General features: G+C 46.2%; 14 protein-coding genes. 6 read left to right on the top strand and 8 right to left on the bottom strand.

All coding sequences use genetic code 11. From position 1 onward, the window contains the following. Positions 1–138 precede the first annotated feature (138 nt). On the top strand, positions 139–2,064 hold the full coding sequence (gene dnaK, locus BGO59_RS30670; RefSeq protein WP_293690593.1) for a molecular chaperone DnaK: 1,926 nt from the start codon (positions 139–141) through the stop codon (positions 2,062–2,064). Between the two features lie 234 nt (positions 2,065–2,298). On the opposite strand, the gene BGO59_RS30665 is transcribed toward dnaK, so the two are convergent. Beyond that, positions 2,299–2,640: a hypothetical protein gene (locus tag BGO59_RS30665; RefSeq protein WP_293690591.1), complete on the bottom strand. Its 342-nt coding sequence runs from the start codon at positions 2,638–2,640 to the stop codon at positions 2,299–2,301. A 76-nt stretch (positions 2,641–2,716) separates the two neighbouring features. Further along, positions 2,717–3,295 carry a DUF4142 domain-containing protein gene (locus tag BGO59_RS30660; RefSeq protein ID WP_293690590.1) on the bottom strand — a complete coding sequence of 193 codons (579 nt, stop codon included), beginning with the start codon at positions 3,293–3,295 and terminating at the stop codon, positions 2,717–2,719. 186 nt (positions 3,296–3,481) lie between these two features. Between BGO59_RS30660 and BGO59_RS30655 the strand changes: the two genes are divergently transcribed. From BGO59_RS30655 to BGO59_RS30640, 4 genes are all read left to right on the top strand, one after another. Next, positions 3,482–3,865 carry an antitoxin Xre/MbcA/ParS toxin-binding domain-containing protein gene (locus BGO59_RS30655; RefSeq protein ID WP_293690589.1) on the top strand — a complete coding sequence of 128 codons (384 nt, stop codon included), beginning with the start codon at positions 3,482–3,484 and terminating at the stop codon, positions 3,863–3,865. Then, entirely contained in the window at positions 3,865–4,314 is a 450-nt protein-coding gene (locus tag BGO59_RS30650) for an RES family NAD+ phosphorylase (RefSeq protein ID WP_293690588.1), read from the top strand. Before BGO59_RS30655 ends, BGO59_RS30650 begins: the two co-directional genes overlap by 1 nt. Before the next feature lie 381 nt (positions 4,315–4,695). Next, entirely contained in the window at positions 4,696–7,218 is a 2,523-nt protein-coding gene (gyrA, locus tag BGO59_RS30645) for a DNA gyrase subunit A (protein WP_293690586.1), read from the top strand. Positions 7,219–7,369: 151 nt separating this feature from the next. Next, entirely contained in the window at positions 7,370–8,812 is a 1,443-nt protein-coding gene (locus BGO59_RS30640; protein WP_293690584.1) for a tetratricopeptide repeat protein, read from the top strand. A gap of 725 nt (positions 8,813–9,537) precedes the next feature. Here BGO59_RS30640 and BGO59_RS30635 read toward each other — a convergent pair. Both BGO59_RS30635 and BGO59_RS30630 read right to left on the bottom strand, forming a co-directional pair. Beyond that, positions 9,538–10,041: a helix-turn-helix transcriptional regulator gene (locus BGO59_RS30635; protein WP_293690582.1), complete on the bottom strand. Its 504-nt coding sequence runs from the start codon at positions 10,039–10,041 to the stop codon at positions 9,538–9,540. Positions 10,042–10,257: 216 nt separating this feature from the next. Beyond that, a complete protein-coding gene (locus tag BGO59_RS30630) occupies positions 10,258–11,073 on the bottom strand; it encodes a 2,3,4,5-tetrahydropyridine-2,6-dicarboxylate N-succinyltransferase (protein ID WP_293690580.1) in 816 nt (271 codons plus the stop codon). 1,001 nt (positions 11,074–12,074) lie between these two features. On the opposite strand from BGO59_RS30630, the gene gap reads away from it, so the two are divergent. Next, complete coding sequence (gene gap, locus BGO59_RS30625) at positions 12,075–13,067, top strand: type I glyceraldehyde-3-phosphate dehydrogenase (RefSeq protein ID WP_293690578.1); 993 nt, start codon at positions 12,075–12,077, stop codon at positions 13,065–13,067. Between the two features lie 94 nt (positions 13,068–13,161). On the opposite strand, the gene trmB is transcribed toward gap, so the two are convergent. The 4 genes from trmB to BGO59_RS30605 form a co-directional block, all read right to left on the bottom strand. Further along, positions 13,162–13,824: a tRNA (guanosine(46)-N7)-methyltransferase TrmB gene (trmB, locus tag BGO59_RS30620; protein ID WP_293690576.1), complete on the bottom strand. Its 663-nt coding sequence runs from the start codon at positions 13,822–13,824 to the stop codon at positions 13,162–13,164. Positions 13,825–13,994: 170 nt separating this feature from the next. After that, a complete protein-coding gene (locus BGO59_RS30615) occupies positions 13,995–14,393 on the bottom strand; it encodes a hypothetical protein (RefSeq protein WP_293690574.1) in 399 nt (132 codons plus the stop codon). A gap of 25 nt (positions 14,394–14,418) precedes the next feature. Then, positions 14,419–15,711 carry a folylpolyglutamate synthase/dihydrofolate synthase family protein gene (locus tag BGO59_RS30610; RefSeq protein ID WP_293690572.1) on the bottom strand — a complete coding sequence of 431 codons (1,293 nt, stop codon included), beginning with the start codon at positions 15,709–15,711 and terminating at the stop codon, positions 14,419–14,421. After that, the gene (locus BGO59_RS30605; protein ID WP_293690570.1) at positions 15,711–16,655 is read right to left on the bottom strand and encodes a hypothetical protein; all 945 of its coding nucleotides are present in this window, start codon (positions 16,653–16,655) and stop codon (positions 15,711–15,713) included. Before BGO59_RS30605 ends, BGO59_RS30610 begins: the two co-directional genes overlap by 1 nt. Between the last annotated feature and the right edge of the window lie 212 nt (positions 16,656–16,867).

Raw genomic sequence — 16,867 nt, 5'->3', positions numbered from 1 at the left:
GACATTCTGGCCCCCGACAGCCGTTTAATCTGCCAATCTGACAGCAATTCAAACATTTTTCCCGGCTGGCATTTGTATTGATAGATAGGTCATGTCTGTCAGTTATTACACAGCTTTCTAAAGAAACTAAATCCAGTTATGGGAAAAATTATTGGTATTGACTTAGGCACCACGAACTCGTGCGTGGCCGTGATGGAAGGTAACGAGCCGGTTGTAATCCCCAACTCCGAAGGAGCCCGGACAACCCCCTCGGTCGTTGCATTTATGGACAACGGCAACGGCGAACGCAAAGTAGGCGCTCCCGCCAAACGCCAGGCCATCACCAACCCGAAAAATACAATCTCTTCGATTAAGCGCTTCATGGGAAAACGCTTTAACGAAGTAACAAACGAAGTTAAAAACGTATCGTACGATGTACAGAGCGGCCCCAACAGCACCCCACGGGTTAAAATTGGCGACCGTCAATATACACCTCAGGAACTTTCGGCGCTGATTCTGCAAAAGATGAAGCAGACCGCTGAGGATTACCTGGGCCAAACCGTAACCGAAGCCGTTATTACGGTACCTGCGTATTTCAACGATGCCGAGCGCCAGGCGACGAAAGAAGCGGGTCAGATTGCGGGTCTGGATGTAAAACGAATCATCAACGAACCAACCGCAGCCGCTCTGGCGTATGGTCTCGACAAGACGAACCATGATCAGAAAATTGCCGTTTTCGACCTTGGTGGTGGTACGTTTGATATTTCGATTCTGGAACTTGGCGATGGTGTTTTCGAAGTAAAATCGACGGATGGTGATACGCACCTCGGTGGCGATGATTTCGACCAGGTGATTATCGACTGGCTGGCCGATGAGTTCAAGAAAGACGAAGGCATCGATCTGCGTCAGGACCCAATGGCCCTGCAACGGCTGAAAGAAGCGGCCGAAAAAGCAAAAATCGAACTGTCGAGCTCGAACGCTACGGAAATCAACCTGCCGTATATCATGCCGGTGAATGGGATTCCAAAGCACCTGGTTCGTTCGCTGAGCCGTTCTAAATTTGAGCAACTGGCTGATTCGCTGATTCAGCGGAGCCTGGAACCTTGCCGTCGCGCGTTGAAAAATGCTGGTATGTCGGCTGGTCAGATCGACGAAGTGATTCTGGTTGGTGGTTCGACCCGGATTCCGAAAGTGCAGGAAGAAGTTGAAAAACTGTTCGGTAAGAAACCCTCGAAAGCCGTTAACCCCGATGAAGCCGTTGCCATTGGCGCAGCGATTCAGGGTGGTGTGTTGACCGGTGAGGTGAAAGACGTACTGCTGCTCGACGTGATTCCACTGTCGTTGGGTATCGAAACAATGGGCGGTGTGTTCACCAAGATGATCGACGCTAACACGACCATTCCGACCAAGAAAACGGAAACCTATTCGACTGCTTCGGACAACCAGCCAAGCGTAGAAATCAACGTGTTGCAGGGCGAACGGCCAATGGCAGCTCAGAACCGTCAACTAGGCCGGTTTATCCTGTCCGATATTCCACCTGCTCCTCGGGGTGTACCACAGATCGAAGTAATCTTTGACGTCGACGCCAACGGTATACTGCACGTAACGGCTAAAGATAAAGGTACGGGTAAAGAACAGAAAATCCGGATTGAAGCATCGAGCGGTCTAACCGAAACGGAAATCAACCGGATGCGTGAAGAAGCTAAAGCCAACGAGGCTGCCGATAAGTCTGAACGGGAAAAAATCGAGAAAGTCAACCAGGCGGATTCGATGATCTTCCAGACCGAGAAGCAATTGAAGGAATATGGCGATAAACTATCAGAAGGGAATAAGTCGGCCATCGAAGCGGCCCTGACCACCCTGCGTACGGCGCATGGTTCGCGCGATGCTGCCGCTATCGACAGCGCTATCGAAGGATTGAACGCTGCCTGGTCAACTGCTTCACAGGAACTGTATAATGCGACCAATGGGGCAGGAGCTAACCCAGCCGATGGAGCCGGATTCGGAGGAAATGGAAACGGAGCGAGTCAGAGCGAACCCGCCGGTGATAATGTCTCCGATGTGCCTTACGAAGAAGTGAAGTAGTGCTGAACCGCCCCGGCGGCCCGGCAGGATTTACCTCATTTTCCTGATTAACCTGATTTTTTGAAAGGCCCTTCTAGTGATGGAAGGGCCTTTTTTATGTGGATGGCTGCTATACGATTTCGGCAATTGACAGATAGTATTACCCGGAAATGGATTGCAACTAAATAAAATGGGGTATAACAAGGAGCCAGCTACCTGATCCGGTTATACCCCGTTTGTGGGATGAAATGCTAATTAGCGTTGCTGCCGTTTCGTTGATTTTCGTCGAGCCGGGAGCGTGTCGGTAGTGGCTGCTTTCCGGTTGAGCGATTTCGTGGGTTGGGTACCATCCGGTGATGCAGCCCGGTTTGGTTTTGGAGTCGGTGGAATAAACAGATACCCTCGTTGCGATCCTTCGTCGGCTACCGTCATACTGGAAGCGCTGGTTTCGGCTGGTCGTCGGCCACTGGTTTCGTAACCCGTACCTGTTGATGCCGTTGAGCCACCACTCCGCCCACCCGTAGTAGACTGGGCCTGGGTCTGTTGTGCCAGTAGTATGGTGAAGCAAACAGCCATGAAAATTCCTGTTACTTTCATTGGATTAGAGTAGAAAATGTCCCTACCTGGTAGTGAACTGGGTAGGGACAAGGATCAAGCTAAACACTTATGACTATTACTTCATCGATTTATCGATGGCCGTGATGGCATCCAGGTGCTTTTGGAGCGTTGGTAGCGTTTTAGTGGCGAAGTCTTTAACGGCTGGGTTCGTTTTATCGTTTTCAGCCGCCTTCTTGAATTCGTCGATGTCATCCTTATGGTCATCGACCATCATGCTTACATACTTTTTATCGAACTCTTTGCCCGACAGCTTGGCCAACTCGTTTACATGTTTCTGTTCGTCCTCACCCAGGGTAGCGGGCAGGGTTATATTTTGTGTAGCCGCAATATTTTTTAACTCATCATTGGCCATCGAATGATCTTTTACCATCATGGCGCCAAAGTCCTTCACATCCTTACTGGCTGCTTTCTCCTGAGCCAGTCGCCCAAGCTCAACCTCCATCATACCACCATTGGCTGCTTTTACCGCAAACTCTGTAGTGTTCTCATCGGGTGCCGTACCCGCATCTTCTTTGGCTTCATTGGCATTTTCAGCGTTCTCAACGCTGTCTGTACTTTCTGATTTTTTACTACTGCATGCCTGAAAACTAAGGGTGCTCACAGCGAGTAACAGCATTAAACTTACCTTTTTCATAACGTTATATAATTAATTGTGAATTGGAATAGAGAGCAGTTTCGGCATCCTGAAGAATTGTAACTGCCCGAAATGATTGATGCATAAACAACTATTCAGCGGTCGTTAGGTTTGTAATATTCGAGGGAGCGGTGAATTATTGGACAAAATTCTGTGTTTTCAGGACAAAATTCTTACGTTTGTATCATGAAACCTTTAGATCGAACAGCTCTCGTTTTTTCCGCTCTCAAAGGCGTTCCGGCGACTCGTTTTTTTGAAATAGCTGACCTAAGCGGCTATAAACGCGAACAACTGGCGGAGGTGTTCGATACCTCGCTGAAAACGTTTCAGCGCTATGAACGTGAGCAAAAAAAGCTCAATCCACAGGATAGCGAGAAAGTGCTGAAGATTATGGCTCTTTTTCAAACGGGTGAGTCGGTATTTGGATCGGCTGCGGCTTTTCGGCGGTGGATGGATAAACCCGCGTATGGACTCGGGAATCAGGTGCCATTTGACTTGTTGCATACGTCTGGGGGGATCGACCTGATTCTGGATGAGTTGATTCGTATTGAATACGGCGATCTGGCCTGATGCGGGTATATCGAATTACCAAAGCTGCGTATGCCAGTCGTCTGGTGGCTTCAGGAGGAGCGGCTCGCTGGAATAGTCGCGGTCAATTCGTGATTTATACCGCAGCCAGCCGGGCATTGGCGTGCCTGGAAAATGTGGTGCACCGAAGTGGGGAAGGGCTGCTGGATGATTTCCGGGTGATGCTGATCGAGATTCCTGATGCGGTATCGGTGACTGTGATTCGGTCGGAGACCTTACCGGCGAACTGGTTTGAGTTTCAGCAGTATGATGCCTGTCAACGAATAGGAGGGGAGTGGTTGCTGGAAGGGCGTACGGCTATTCTAAAAGTGCCATCGGCCATTATACCACACGAATCCAATTACTTGATTAACCCAGCCCACCCCGATTTTTCGCACATTACGCTGGTCGGTACCGAGCCATTTGTGTTCGATCCCAGAATTAAGCTGTAGTTCGGCGGCCAAGCCGGTGCTTGGCCTCAACCAATAATAACCCCACCATTTAAAAAATCTGATTGAACAAAGGCACGTATAGTATCAATCGCCTGTTAATCAGTACCTACAAGCTGTATACGTATCGCTTGGTTTTTGGGTGAAATTACGGTGGGTTTTAGTTGAAATAGAATTGTATTTCAACTGGAAGATAAGGGCAGGCTAGCTGCCGATTTCCTGGGCGTACCGATGGGGACTATTTGTTGGTTTTTGACCCATTTTCGCCCATTAGTAGGGGTTTATTTCTGTTTTCTCCCGAAAATTTTGTATATTTGTCTATAACGCGGTTTACGCCAATTGTGTAAACCGGAATAGTAATTTTCTGCGAAACTCCTTTGACAAATGGCGGACGAAAATCCCGACCTCGAATCTCCCAGTAACATCATTCCTATTAACATTGAGGACGAAATGCGCGGTGCCTATATCGATTATTCGATGTCGGTTATTATTTCCCGCGCCCTTCCCGACGTGCGTGACGGGCTGAAGCCGGTACACCGCCGGGTGTTGTTCGGAATGGCTGAACTGGGTGTTAGTTACAACAAGCCCCACAAAAAATCAGCGCGTATTGTCGGGGAAGTGCTGGGTAAATACCACCCACACGGTGATGCCTCGGTATATGATACTATGGTACGGATGGCGCAGGACTGGTCGCTCCGGTATCCGTTGGTCGATGGGCAGGGGAACTTTGGCTCCATTGATGGCGACTCGCCGGCAGCTATGCGGTATACCGAAGCCCGGTTGAAGCGGATAGCCGAAGAACTGCTAAATGACATTTATAAAGAAACGGTTGATTTTCAGCCAAACTTCGATGATTCGCTCGAAGAGCCAACCGTTTTACCCGCGAAATTACCCAATCTGCTGCTCAACGGTTCGTCGGGGATTGCGGTCGGTATGGCTACTAACATGGCCCCGCATAACCTGACCGAAGTGGTCGATGGAATCATTGCCTATCTGGATAATACGGACATCACCGTTGAAGAACTGATGCAGTACGTGAAAGCCCCTGATTTTCCGACGGGGGCGACCATCTATGGCATGGAAGGGGTGAAGTCAGCCTTCAAAACAGGCCGTGGCCGGGTCGTTATCCGGGCTAATGCGACCATTGAAGAAAACAAGGGCAAAACCCAGATCATTGTGACAGATGTTCCGTACATGGTCAACAAGGCGGTAATGCTTGAAAAAACGGCTGAGCTTATCAACGACAAGAAGATCGAAGGCATTACCGCGTTCCGGGATGAGTCGGATCGGGACGGACTGCGAGTCGTGTATGATCTCCGTAAGGATGCCATCCCTAATGTTGTCCTGAACAACCTCTATAAGCATACTGCCCTGCAATCGTCGTTCAGTATCAACAACGTCGCTCTGGTTAAAGGTCGGCCGATGTTGCTAAACCTGAAGGATATGATGAAATACTACGTCGAACACCGATTCGAGGTAGTAACCCGACGGACCCTATACGAACTCCGGGAGGCTGAAAAGCGGGCACATATTCTGGAAGGACTGTTGATTGCCCTTGATAACATTGATGCGGTTATCAACCTGATTCGTTCCTCGCGTGATCCAGAAATAGCCCGGACGGGTCTGATGGAGCAGTTTTCTCTGAGTGATGTGCAGGCAAAAGCGATCCTGGAAATGCGTCTGCAACGGCTGACAGGCCTGGAACGGGACAAGCTACAGCAGGAGTACGATGAGTTGATGAAGGAGATTGCCGAACTGCGTGCGATTCTGGCCAGCGAAGAGCGGAAGCGGGAAGTAATAAAAGGCGAACTGATCGACATCCGTGCCCGCTATGGCGATGAACGCCGGACGCAGATCAATCCGCTGGGCGATGGCAACATCAGCGATCTGTCTCTGATTGCCGATGAGGACATGGTGATTACCATTTCGCATGAGGGGTATATCAAGCGGACGCCAACTACCGAATACCGGTCGCAGGGGCGCGGTGGGGTAGGTGCGAAAGCAGCTGTCACTAAGGAAGAGGATTTCACCGAGCACCTGTTCACGGCGACCATGCATAACACCCTGATGGCGTTTACCCAGAAAGGGCGACTATATTGGGTGCCCGTACATGTACTGCCCGAAGGATCACGGATATCGAAAGGGCGGCCCCTGGCTAACTTTATCAATATTGAGTCTGACGATAAAGTGCGGGCGGTGATCAACGTGACTGACCTCAAGAATGAGGACTACATCAACAATAACTACATTGTGATGTGTACACGGCAGGGAACGATTAAGAAAACCATGCTCGAAGCCTTTTCCCGCCCACGTCAGAACGGTATCATTGCGATTACGATTGATGAAGATGACCAACTGATCGGGGTGTGCATGACCAATGGCGATAACGATATTGTGATTGCGTCGAGTGCGGGAAAAGCGGTTCGGTTCCACGAAAGCCGTGTTCGGCCGATGGGTCGTACAGCTGCCGGGGTTCGTGGCATCTCGCTGGATGAAGAGGATACAACCGATCATGTGGTCGGTATGGTATGCATCGACTCACAGCAGGCGCAGTTACTGGTCGTATCCGAGAAAGGGTATGGCAAGCGTTCCGAGATTGATGAATACCGGATTACGAACCGGGGGGCGAAAGGAGTGGGGACGCTGAAGGTCACCGAAAAAGTAGGACGATTGGTAGCGATACTGGATGTGGAAGATGCTGACGATCTGATGATCATAAACAAATCGGGGATTGCCATTCGGACTCCAGTAGGGGATATCAGTGTTATCGGACGAAATACCCAGGGCGTTCGGCTGATCAGTCTGCGCGATGGGGATGAAATTTCGTCGGTTACTAAAATTAAGCAGGAAGAAGGTGAGGAAGGCGGCACTACGCCCTCTGAACCTGAAACGGTTGTTAGTGAATAAACAGGTATAAGTAATTCAAAACGAGTAAATTGAGCCGTCTGTTTGATTTCTATGTCAAAACGGACGGCTCAAACAATTTAGAACCAGTCATGCTTATACAGACAGATTCCGTAATTTCGTTTTTAAATAATAACACAACCCCGATTTACATATGAAACAAGTTCTGGTAATTCTCCTCGCGTGCAGCCTGACATCTGTAGGCGTTCGCGCCCAGCAAGGCAATGCCGTTGATGCAGCTATGCTGGATAACCTTAAAAAAGAAAAGGAAAAAAGTGATAAGGATATAACCGATGCCAAGGCAGGGGCTAAGGCCAGCACCTGGATGGACCGCGCAAAAACATATCAGAATATTGCTGCCGGAGGCAACATCAAACTAGACTCAGCGGCCGCAACAACAGCCTATGAAGCCTACAAAAAAGTAATTGAACTGGACAAGGATAAAAAGGGTGGTCCAGGAAAATTAGCGAAAGAAGCAGAAGATGCACTAAAGAGCCCGAACCTGTACAGTGCTTTTATGCAGCAGGGGGTAGCCAAGTTCCAGGCCAAGAATTTCCCCGATGCTATCAAGGCAATGTCAATGGCTGGAGATATCAACCCGAAAGATACACTGGCACCGTTGTATACAGCCATTGCAGCCCAGCAGGTGAAAGATAACGCAACGGCAAAGACGCAATTGGAAAAATACATTGCTGGTGGTGGTAAGGATGCCGCTATCTATGGATCGCTGGCTATGTTGTATAGTGCAGATAATGAAGTGGACAAGGCAATTGCTGCGTTAGATAAAGGAATTGCACTGGCTCCAGCCAATAAGGATCTCGCCAACGAGAAGATCAATATCATGTTGCGTACTAATCGGATGGACGATGCCATTGCCAGCATGAAGCAGATGATCGAAAAAGATCCGAACAATGTACAGAATCTGGTCAATCTGTCGATTGTATATAACAATATCGGACGTAAAGCTGACGAAGATGCCAAGAAACTGGAAGGGACAACCAAAAAGTCTGGTAATAGTGCTAAGCAATTGGCTGATGCGAAAAGCATTGTTGATGCCTATAATTCTGAAATAACCCGGTTAACGGCAGCGATCAAGAAGTCGCCCAAGCCTGAACTGAAACGGCAATTAGCGGATGTTCAAGGCAAACTAGCTACGCAGAAAACGGAAGTTACGCGTCTGGAAGCTGAGGCTAAAGAAGCGGCTGCCAGTGCAGCTGCTAACGCAGGAAATGAAAGTAAGGTGGCTGAACTGAAAAAGGTAGTCGCTGATAACAAAGCGCTGGAAAAACAGTACCTGGAAAAAGCACTGGCTGTGGATGCCAATAACTACGACGCTAATTTCAACATGGCGGTCTGGTTATTCAACGATGCCGTGAATCTGAAAAATATCGTCGATAAGATGGATATGACGGAGTATAGTAAAAACGGTAAAGAGATGGATGGTCGGGTTTGTGGTAAGTTCAAAGCGGCTCTGCCATATTTCCAGAAAGCTAAGTCGATTAAAGATGAGGCTGAAGTAACGGAGAACCTGACGAACACAGAAAATATTCTGAAGCAATACGAAGAGAAAAAGATCACGTGTATCGAAAGTAAGTAATGGATAGGGTCGGTGGTGAAGACGCCGACCCTATTTTTTAGTTTCTTTACTTAACATAATATAAATTATACAACAAAAGGATTGGTTTAATCCACAGACTTATCAACAGCTTATCCACGTGGAACAGTAAAGTATTGCTTTACAAGGAGTTAGCTTTATTAAGAGTGAAAAAGGCCTTATACAGCGTCTAAATAGCCTTTTTTATGGAGCGTATGAATGGAAATGCTCGTAGATACAGAACTATTAAAGTAAATCTAAAGCGATAGTACAAACTGATAGATGGTACATCCGTGGGCCAAAATTTTAACATGAAAGCCATGCTTATATAAGCTTTTAATAGCTATCAGGCCAAGCGAGTGCTTGGCCACAACATAAATGACTGAATCGATAGCTAACAGTATTTAGATGTCTTTACATGCTTCGTGCTGGGTCTGAGTCAGAGCCGACGGCTACAGTTCTTCGAGGAATCTTGTCGTCTAAACGATCATTGAAGATTATTTCTAACCATACCAGCAAGCAGCGAAGATTTTTCCTACTGGACTACCTATGGTCTGTTTCCAATTGTCGTACTCAACTTTGAATTGCTGATTTTCCAGCGCTAGCTCATTTTGTGCACTATCTACTTTTTTCTCACCCTTGCTGGGCGGCCGCCAGAGCGTTTATGATTTTCCAGCGGTAGATCAGAGCTTCTGAAATGCCCAATGCCTTCGGTTTGTTGGGTTGATTTATAATGAGGGAGTATACTCTTTAAATGAGCCGTCAGTATAAAAGATTAGAATACGCTCAACTTTCTTATCAGTTGACGGATTACTAGAAATGATAGGTTCTACGGCTGAGTCAGCAGGTTCTGCCATGGGTTGTGAATGTTGGGAAACAGGTGGAATTTCGGTTCGTTGAGAACGTACAGATGGTTGGCTCCCATACGAATAAAATGAAGGTTGTCCGTTCGGAACTCGATCAGTAGCCGATCGTGCTGGAGTGCTAATTCGATTGCTGTAAGTTGAAGGTTGATTTGTTGTAGAACCGTATGCATCCTCTTCCATAATCCACTCATAGCCTAACTCTGGGAAACGACGAATTATTTTTTGAATAATATCGAAGCTAGGGCGATTTCTACCCGACAGAATATGTGAGATACTTGATCGCTGTACACCGATCTCATCGGCAAAATAAGAAGGGGTTAAATTCTTATCGATAAGGATCTGTTTAATCTTGTCATTAATGCTCATGTGAATTGTTGGATAAAAAATCCGTAGTTGATGTGTATAGTTACAAATATATTAGTAAATTATTGGTAATTGTAATAGACGATGTATAATATACAAAAATAAAGCCACACGACCCGTGTGGCTTTTGTTGATTGTACAAATGTACTAAATAAATGTAAATAGCTGTTTTGTTAATTGCGCTAGGTGTTAATTTACATTTTTATTATGTTTACTATCCTACACAGATACATTATTTTCTCGTAATGCATCATTCAACGACGTTTTCAAGTCAGTCGATGGCTTACGCTGTCCAATTATAATGGCGCAGGGAACATGATATTCACCAGCAGGAAACTGTTTAGCATAGCTACCAGGAATCACCACAGAATTAGCAGGAACGAACCCCTTATATTCGACAGGATTAGTACCAGTCACATCAATGATTTTAGAGGAGCCTGTGATCGTAACGCCAGCACCTAGTACAGCTTGTTTACCAATATGAGCCCCCTCAACGACTATACACCGAGAGCCAATAAATGCCCCATCTTCGATAATAACAGGTGCAGCCTGGGGTGGTTCTAAGACACCACCTATACCCACTCCCCCACTAAGATGAACGTCTTTCCCAATTTGTGCACAACTGCCAACAGTTGCCCAGGTGTCGACCATTGTACGTTCATCTACGTATGCTCCTATATTGACATAAGAAGGCATAAGAATAACACCGGGTGCCTGATACGATCCGTAACGAGCAACGGCTGGCGGCACTACCCTAACTTTAGCTTCAGCAAAATTAGTCTTTAAGGGAATCTTATCGTTGTAGGCGAAAATCCCCACTTCCTGAGGAGTCATTTGCTGACTAATGAAATAAAGTAAAATAGCTTTTTTTACCCATTCATTTACAGTCCACTCTCCCCCATCAGCTGTTGGCGGAGTAGCCACTCGTAACGCTCCGCTATCTAATTTTTTTATTACCTCCCGTACTAGGTTGGTAGATTCTGGATTCGCTAATAGCTCACGATTAGCCCATATACGTTCGATTTCAGCAATCATTAAATAAAGTAATTGTTTATTAATACGGTTATAACTAACTGATATATAGCTTTTTGAATTTTACTACCAAATTTTATATTGTCTTACATCAATAATATACTAGAATTCTTTTTCTATTTTTCAAAGGTAAGCAGAAGGCATGTATAGTTGAAATATATGGCTAAATTTTTTCAGCTATGGTGGTTTCGGCCAAGCTTATGCTTGGCCTTGTATACTTTGAAATAAGGTGTCTATGTATACTCTTGTGGCCAAGCTTGTGCTTGGCCGAAACGGATAAGTATTGGTTGAGTCCTTTATTTCTTTCCTCTATTTGATGGCTTACGATAAAGTGTAATTAAATAGAACTGATTTGTTATTGATTCATGATTAGTTTGCTTACCTATAATTTGTAGATCAATATTCATGCCGTAGTGGGAAAAAGTGATCGAATAGTTGTTGCTCAAGAAGTATTTAATTAATGAGTTTTAGTCTATTATGTTAGTCTTTATAAAAACTCTTATTAATTGTAGCGTACCTGGTTATTATTTCAGTTATATAGAGCATTGAGTGCTTGACTAAATTAAAAACGTTGTTATTTCTTATTACATGCTTTGTGGAAATAATTCCCTAAAATCTTGTCTCCTTAATTACTAACCTCTACCCTATTATACCTTAAATCGTTAAGCTATAAAGGAATACTAAATAATTAGTATTTAATTGGTATTTACTAATATTGATTAGCAACTCTAAGTTGTGTTGGCATAATTTTTAGTAAAATTATAGTATTTTGCTCAATTATAGCCGAAAGTTAAGCAAATATTCCGCAATTTACTATAAAAATGTAGCTAAATGCTAATAAATATGCTAATTTTTGACAATTTGATAACCTATTTGCTAAAAAAGTTCGTTTAATTACTAAAATAAAGTGCTAATTATGAAGCTTATACCCTATACCCCATTTCTAGCTATCAGCATATTTAATCAGTATATTTGCTCCGAAAACAAACCAATTTTCTCTGTACATGAAAAAAATACGCGTTGCTATTAATGGCTTCGGTCGTATCGGACGGTTATCGTTCAGACGGCTTCTGGAAAAGGAAAACATCGAAGTAGTCGCTATTAACGATTTAACTGATAATGCGACCCTGGCCCATCTGCTAAAATATGATTCCGTTCATGGAAAATTCACGGGTGAAGTCTCTTCCGATAGTGAAAGCTTAACAGTAAACGGACAACGTATTCATGCCTATGCTGAACGGGATCCTAAAAATCTGCCCTGGAGTGAATTAGAAATCGATGTAGTGCTGGAATCAACGGGACGTTTCGTTGATGAAGCAGGTGCAGGTATGCACTTACAGGCTGGTGCTAAAAAAGTAGTCATTTCTGCACCTGCTAAAGGTAATATACCAACCGTTGTATTGGGCGTAAATGATGATACGCTAACCGGTGAAGAAACAATCATCTCGAACGCGTCGTGCACCACAAACTGTCTGGCCCCAATGGCCAAAGTACTCGATGATGTATTCGGTATCGAAAAAGGGTACATGACTACTATTCACGCATACACTGCCGACCAGAACTTACAGGACGCACCTCACTCCGATTTACGTCGGGCTCGGGCAGCCGCCTTATCAATTGTCCCAACGTCTACAGGGGCAGCAAAAGCGGTTGGTTTGGTATTACCACAATTAAAAGGAAAGCTGGACGGAAACGCACTCCGCGTACCAACACCAGATGGCTCACTCACCGACCTGACCGTAATTTTGAAAAAACCAGCCACCATAGAAGAAATTAACAACGCGATCAAAGAAGCTTCAGAATCTTCACTAAAAGGGATTCTGGAATACACTACCGATCAAATTGTATCGATCGATATCGTCGGCAATCCTCACTCCTGCATCTTCGATTCAAAATTGACAGCGGTAAATGGCAATCTCGCAAAGGTTGTTGGCTGGTATGATAACGAGTATGGATACTCAAGCCGAGTAGCTGACTTGATGGAAAAACTATTTTAACAATTGTGAATTTACAAGAGGTTTATTCACAAAAGTAAATGTCAATTAACGACAAAATTATAGTTTACTTAACTAAATGGGTGCGATTACATAGTTAAATCGCACCCATTTTACATTGTAAATAGTTGATTGTAAATCCTTTGTTGTAAAACAACTCTTCGTACTTTGTCTTTATACCAATGTGAATTTCATTCAACGGTGATTTATATAGGTCAGTTGTGAATTGTAAATCAATACCTCCATTTGCACTGACCTGCTCCAAGCTGTAGGCAAATAATTCTGGATTATCTGTTTTTAAATGCAACGTTCCACCCGGTTTTAAAAGCTGTTTATAGATCGTTAAAAAACGAGGGTGTGTCAATCGATGTTTCTCCTGCTTCGGTCTCGGCTGAGGATCTGGAAACGTAATCCAGATTTCAGATACCTCTCCTGCCTCAAAGAATTCCTGTAGAAAATTTATATCGGTACGTAAAAACGCGACGTTCGATAAGCCAAGCATTTGAGCCGCCTTAGAGCCTCGCGCAATTCGATCCCCTTTAATATCTACCCCAATAAAATTAGTGGTCGGGTACGCCTGTCCTAGCCCTACAGTATACTCGCCCTTGCCACAGGCAAGCTCCAATACAATCGGATTATCGTTCCTAAAATATTCAGACCCCCAATTTCCGCGAATGGTTTTATACAGGGGTTTACCAGCTTCAATAACATTTAGACTCTCGGCATTTTGCAGAAAGCGGTGCGTTTTTCGTCGTGTCACAGAAATAAAAAAATAAGGCCGCCAAGCAGCCATTCAACTAATAAAAATAAACGAATAGAAAAAGATCCGTGAAGTCAGGGGAAGGCGAACGAGCAGGGTTTAACTAACTGAATAATCCGTCCCTGCCGGTAGCCAGGTAGGCTTCAACTCACGCTGCCTATCTAGATAGCTCAGAGTTTAGCTTCAGGATATACCTTCTTATGCTGAGCAACCAGGGTAGTATACTGTTGAGTCGTCAGGATCGATTTATAGGCAAGTACTTTCTCAGTCTCTACCCCAACAGCCAGCGTACGGAGCTTCGCCTGATTCATACCAACTGCCTTCAACTGCTTCACACCATTGTTAAATTTAACCACGGCATTGGTAATAATTTCTTTGGCTTTGGGTAGTTGCTGGTCGGTTAATTTCAGCCGCTGTTTATCAGCTTTAACGACCGATTTGATGATCATACCAACCGTTGCGCCGTTGTTTAGAAAGACAAATTTTTCGTTCTCTACAGACGGATTCTGGGCAATGAGGCTGGTCGATCCAATCAACCAAAGCATTAGCAAAATAGGAATGGATTTCATAGGCGAAAGTAGTTCTTTAGCAAAACTATCCTAAATCCACCAATTCGGCAATGGTATAGTTACTACCGGTGATCAGGATCAGGTCATTGGGCGACGATTCCTCCAGAGCAGCCACTAACGCCAGGTTCACATCGGCATATGCATTCCCCAGTCGCCCAACGGCAGCCGCTTCGGCCTGTAGTACCTCAGCCGGAAGCGAACGGGGTGTATGGGCCTGACAGAAGTAATAGACGGCGGACGGCGGTACAACCTCCAGCACTTTAGTCCGATCTTTATCCGCTACTACCCCCAATACAATCCGTAGGGTATCGTAGGTAAGGCTATGAATGGTTTCGAAAAGGGCTTCCAGGCCCGGTTGATTATGGGCGGTGTCGGCAACGACGCGGGGCTGTTGACGGATCGTTTGAAACCGTCCCTTTAATCCGGTCAGCACGCTGACCGCACCGAGAGCTTGCCGTATGGACGAAACAGGCACCGGAAAGCTAGATTGCAACACCGAAATAGTGGCCAGGGCCGTAGGCAGGTTATGCAATTGGTAAGCACCCAGCAAATCGAGCTCATAGAATTCCGGTTGTTCGTCGGTATTAGCCCTGATCGCTACCTGCCGATACCCTTTCAGGATACCCTTATCCACTACCGTGTAAACCTGATCGGCAAAAACAAGGGGAGCCTCTTGCTCTAAGGCCTTTTTCGTAAACACAGCCTGCGTATCGGGATGGGTTTCGCCAATCACTACAGGAACCCCCGGTTTGATAATCCCCGCTTTTTCTCCCGCTATTTGAGGCAGCGTATCCCCCAGAATATCCGTATGGTCGTATCCAATATTGGTAATGACAGACACCAGCGGAGTAATAACATTCGTAGAATCGAGTCGACCGCCCAACCCCACTTCAATAATGGCAAGATCGATCTGCTGGTGGGCAAAATAGTCAAAAGCCATGGCGACCGTCACTTCGAAAAACGACGGTTCGATCGATTCGATTACCCCTTGGTACCGTTCCACGAACGCGGCCACGTCGGCTTCCGGAATCGGTTGCCCGTTGAGCCGGATACGCTCCGTGAACGATTGCAGGTGGGGCGAGGTATATAAACCGACGCGGTAACCAGTCGATTGATAGATAGCCGCCAGCATATGGGACGTGCTGCCTTTGCCGTTGGTACCCCCTACGTGGATACTCCGAAACTGCTGATGCGGGTTCCCTAGGGCTTCGCAAAGCGCCAGGGTATTACCCAAACCGGGTTTGATGGCTTTGGGACCTATCCGGTGAAAAACTGGGAGCCGACTATAGAGATAGTCGATCGCTTCCGTGTACTGCATTAATCTCTTGCCTTAATGATAAAGGTAATGGTTCCTGTCGATGTAGGAGGTGTTGAGCCGCCTTTAGGCCGTAAGCGGAGTCGCTGAACCGCTTTCCGATACTGCTCGGCCACCGATGGGCTCACGGTTGACTGCTGCTGCTGGACCCGGATGATTTCACCATCGCCATCGACGGTAATTTTAAAAACGATCTTTCCGGTTTCATCCGAATCATCATTAACGGCTGGGCGGCTCGCCATCGACCAGCCTGATACATCGAAGGCAACCCCTGTAGCCGCGCCACCAGGGGTTCCGTAAAACTCTTTGGCGTTAATCTTACCGTTTGGATTCCCCTTATCCCCTACACCACTGGCATCGTCACCGTTATTATTACCCCCATTTCCCGACGCTTTGCCAACGGTCCCGTTTGACCCACCCCCACCCGAGGATTTTTTAAACAGGGCATCGGTGTTGACGGTTTCTACTTTTTTGGTAGGCGCTGGCGGAACAGGCCGTTCTACGGGTGCGGTGTTTTTGGGTGCTTCAACCCGCTTCGGCTCGGGCCGCTCGGGGGTGGTCACCGGGCTTTCGGCTTTACTGACGATCAGCGGTTTTTCGGTAGCTGTTTTTGCCGGTTTGGCGTCCTCCACCTTTGGACTCGGAGTCGCCTTTACCTTTTCGATACGTGGGGTCGTATTGATTTTTGGATTTGGGCGTTTCTCGGCAGGTTTTACATCCTCCGCTCTGGGTGAATCGGATGCTTTATTATAGGTTTGAATCCGACCACTCCCCCGGGCATCCGTCCCAAAATTCACCTCCACAAACTGAATCGGGGGTGGATTGGGGATCGTCTGCGTAAGCTTTACCAGCAGCAAAATAATAATCAACAGGACGTTAATCACAACAGCTCCGGCTAAGGATTTGACCCGAATTTCGTCTTCGTTCTCAAATGTAATGCGGTTCATGGCTGAATTGTTGGGCTAATTCGGGATAGGATTGTTCAGATGTGTTCGTCAATTCGTTTGTGTTTAATAACGCAGAAACCGAACACATCGTTTATGATACGGTGAATCTGTAGGGCGTAGAGACTGTAAACTGAACAAAGTAACGTAAATTCTTCGACACAAAGCCCGTCTGGGCATTGGCTTTCCGCGTATGTTTGCAACCCAGACTGCCA

Origin of the sequence: Spirosoma sp. 48-14 (genome assembly GCF_001898575.1) — a bacterium.
Taxonomy (GTDB): domain Bacteria; phylum Bacteroidota; class Bacteroidia; order Cytophagales; family Spirosomataceae; genus Spirosoma.
The sequence above is the reverse complement of the archived record's forward strand: the minus strand, read 5'-3'. Positions and strand labels throughout refer to the sequence as shown.

Bases quoted from the DNA above. Each gene is read 5' to 3' on its own strand.
- gap (WP_293690578.1), top strand. From the start codon at position 12,075: ATGAAAAAAATACGCGTTGCTATTAATGGCTTCGGTCGTATCGGACGG.
- BGO59_RS30640 (WP_293690584.1), top strand. From the start codon at position 7,370: ATGAAACAAGTTCTGGTAATTCTCCTCGCGTGCAGCCTGACATCTGTA.
- BGO59_RS30605 (WP_293690570.1), bottom strand. From the start codon at position 16,655: ATGAACCGCATTACATTTGAGAACGAAGACGAAATTCGGGTCAAATCC.
- BGO59_RS30650 (WP_293690588.1), top strand. From the start codon at position 3,865: ATGCGGGTATATCGAATTACCAAAGCTGCGTATGCCAGTCGTCTGGTG.
- dnaK (WP_293690593.1), top strand. From the start codon at position 139: ATGGGAAAAATTATTGGTATTGACTTAGGCACCACGAACTCGTGCGTG.
- BGO59_RS30665 (WP_293690591.1), bottom strand. From the start codon at position 2,640: ATGAAAGTAACAGGAATTTTCATGGCTGTTTGCTTCACCATACTACTG.
- gyrA (WP_293690586.1), top strand. From the start codon at position 4,696: ATGGCGGACGAAAATCCCGACCTCGAATCTCCCAGTAACATCATTCCT.
- BGO59_RS30635 (WP_293690582.1), bottom strand. From the start codon at position 10,041: ATGAGCATTAATGACAAGATTAAACAGATCCTTATCGATAAGAATTTA.
- BGO59_RS30655 (WP_293690589.1), top strand. From the start codon at position 3,482: ATGAAACCTTTAGATCGAACAGCTCTCGTTTTTTCCGCTCTCAAAGGC.
- BGO59_RS30615 (WP_293690574.1), bottom strand. From the start codon at position 14,393: ATGAAATCCATTCCTATTTTGCTAATGCTTTGGTTGATTGGATCGACC.
- BGO59_RS30610 (WP_293690572.1), bottom strand. From the start codon at position 15,711: ATGCAGTACACGGAAGCGATCGACTATCTCTATAGTCGGCTCCCAGTT.
- BGO59_RS30660 (WP_293690590.1), bottom strand. From the start codon at position 3,295: ATGAAAAAGGTAAGTTTAATGCTGTTACTCGCTGTGAGCACCCTTAGT.
- BGO59_RS30630 (WP_293690580.1), bottom strand. From the start codon at position 11,073: ATGATTGCTGAAATCGAACGTATATGGGCTAATCGTGAGCTATTAGCG.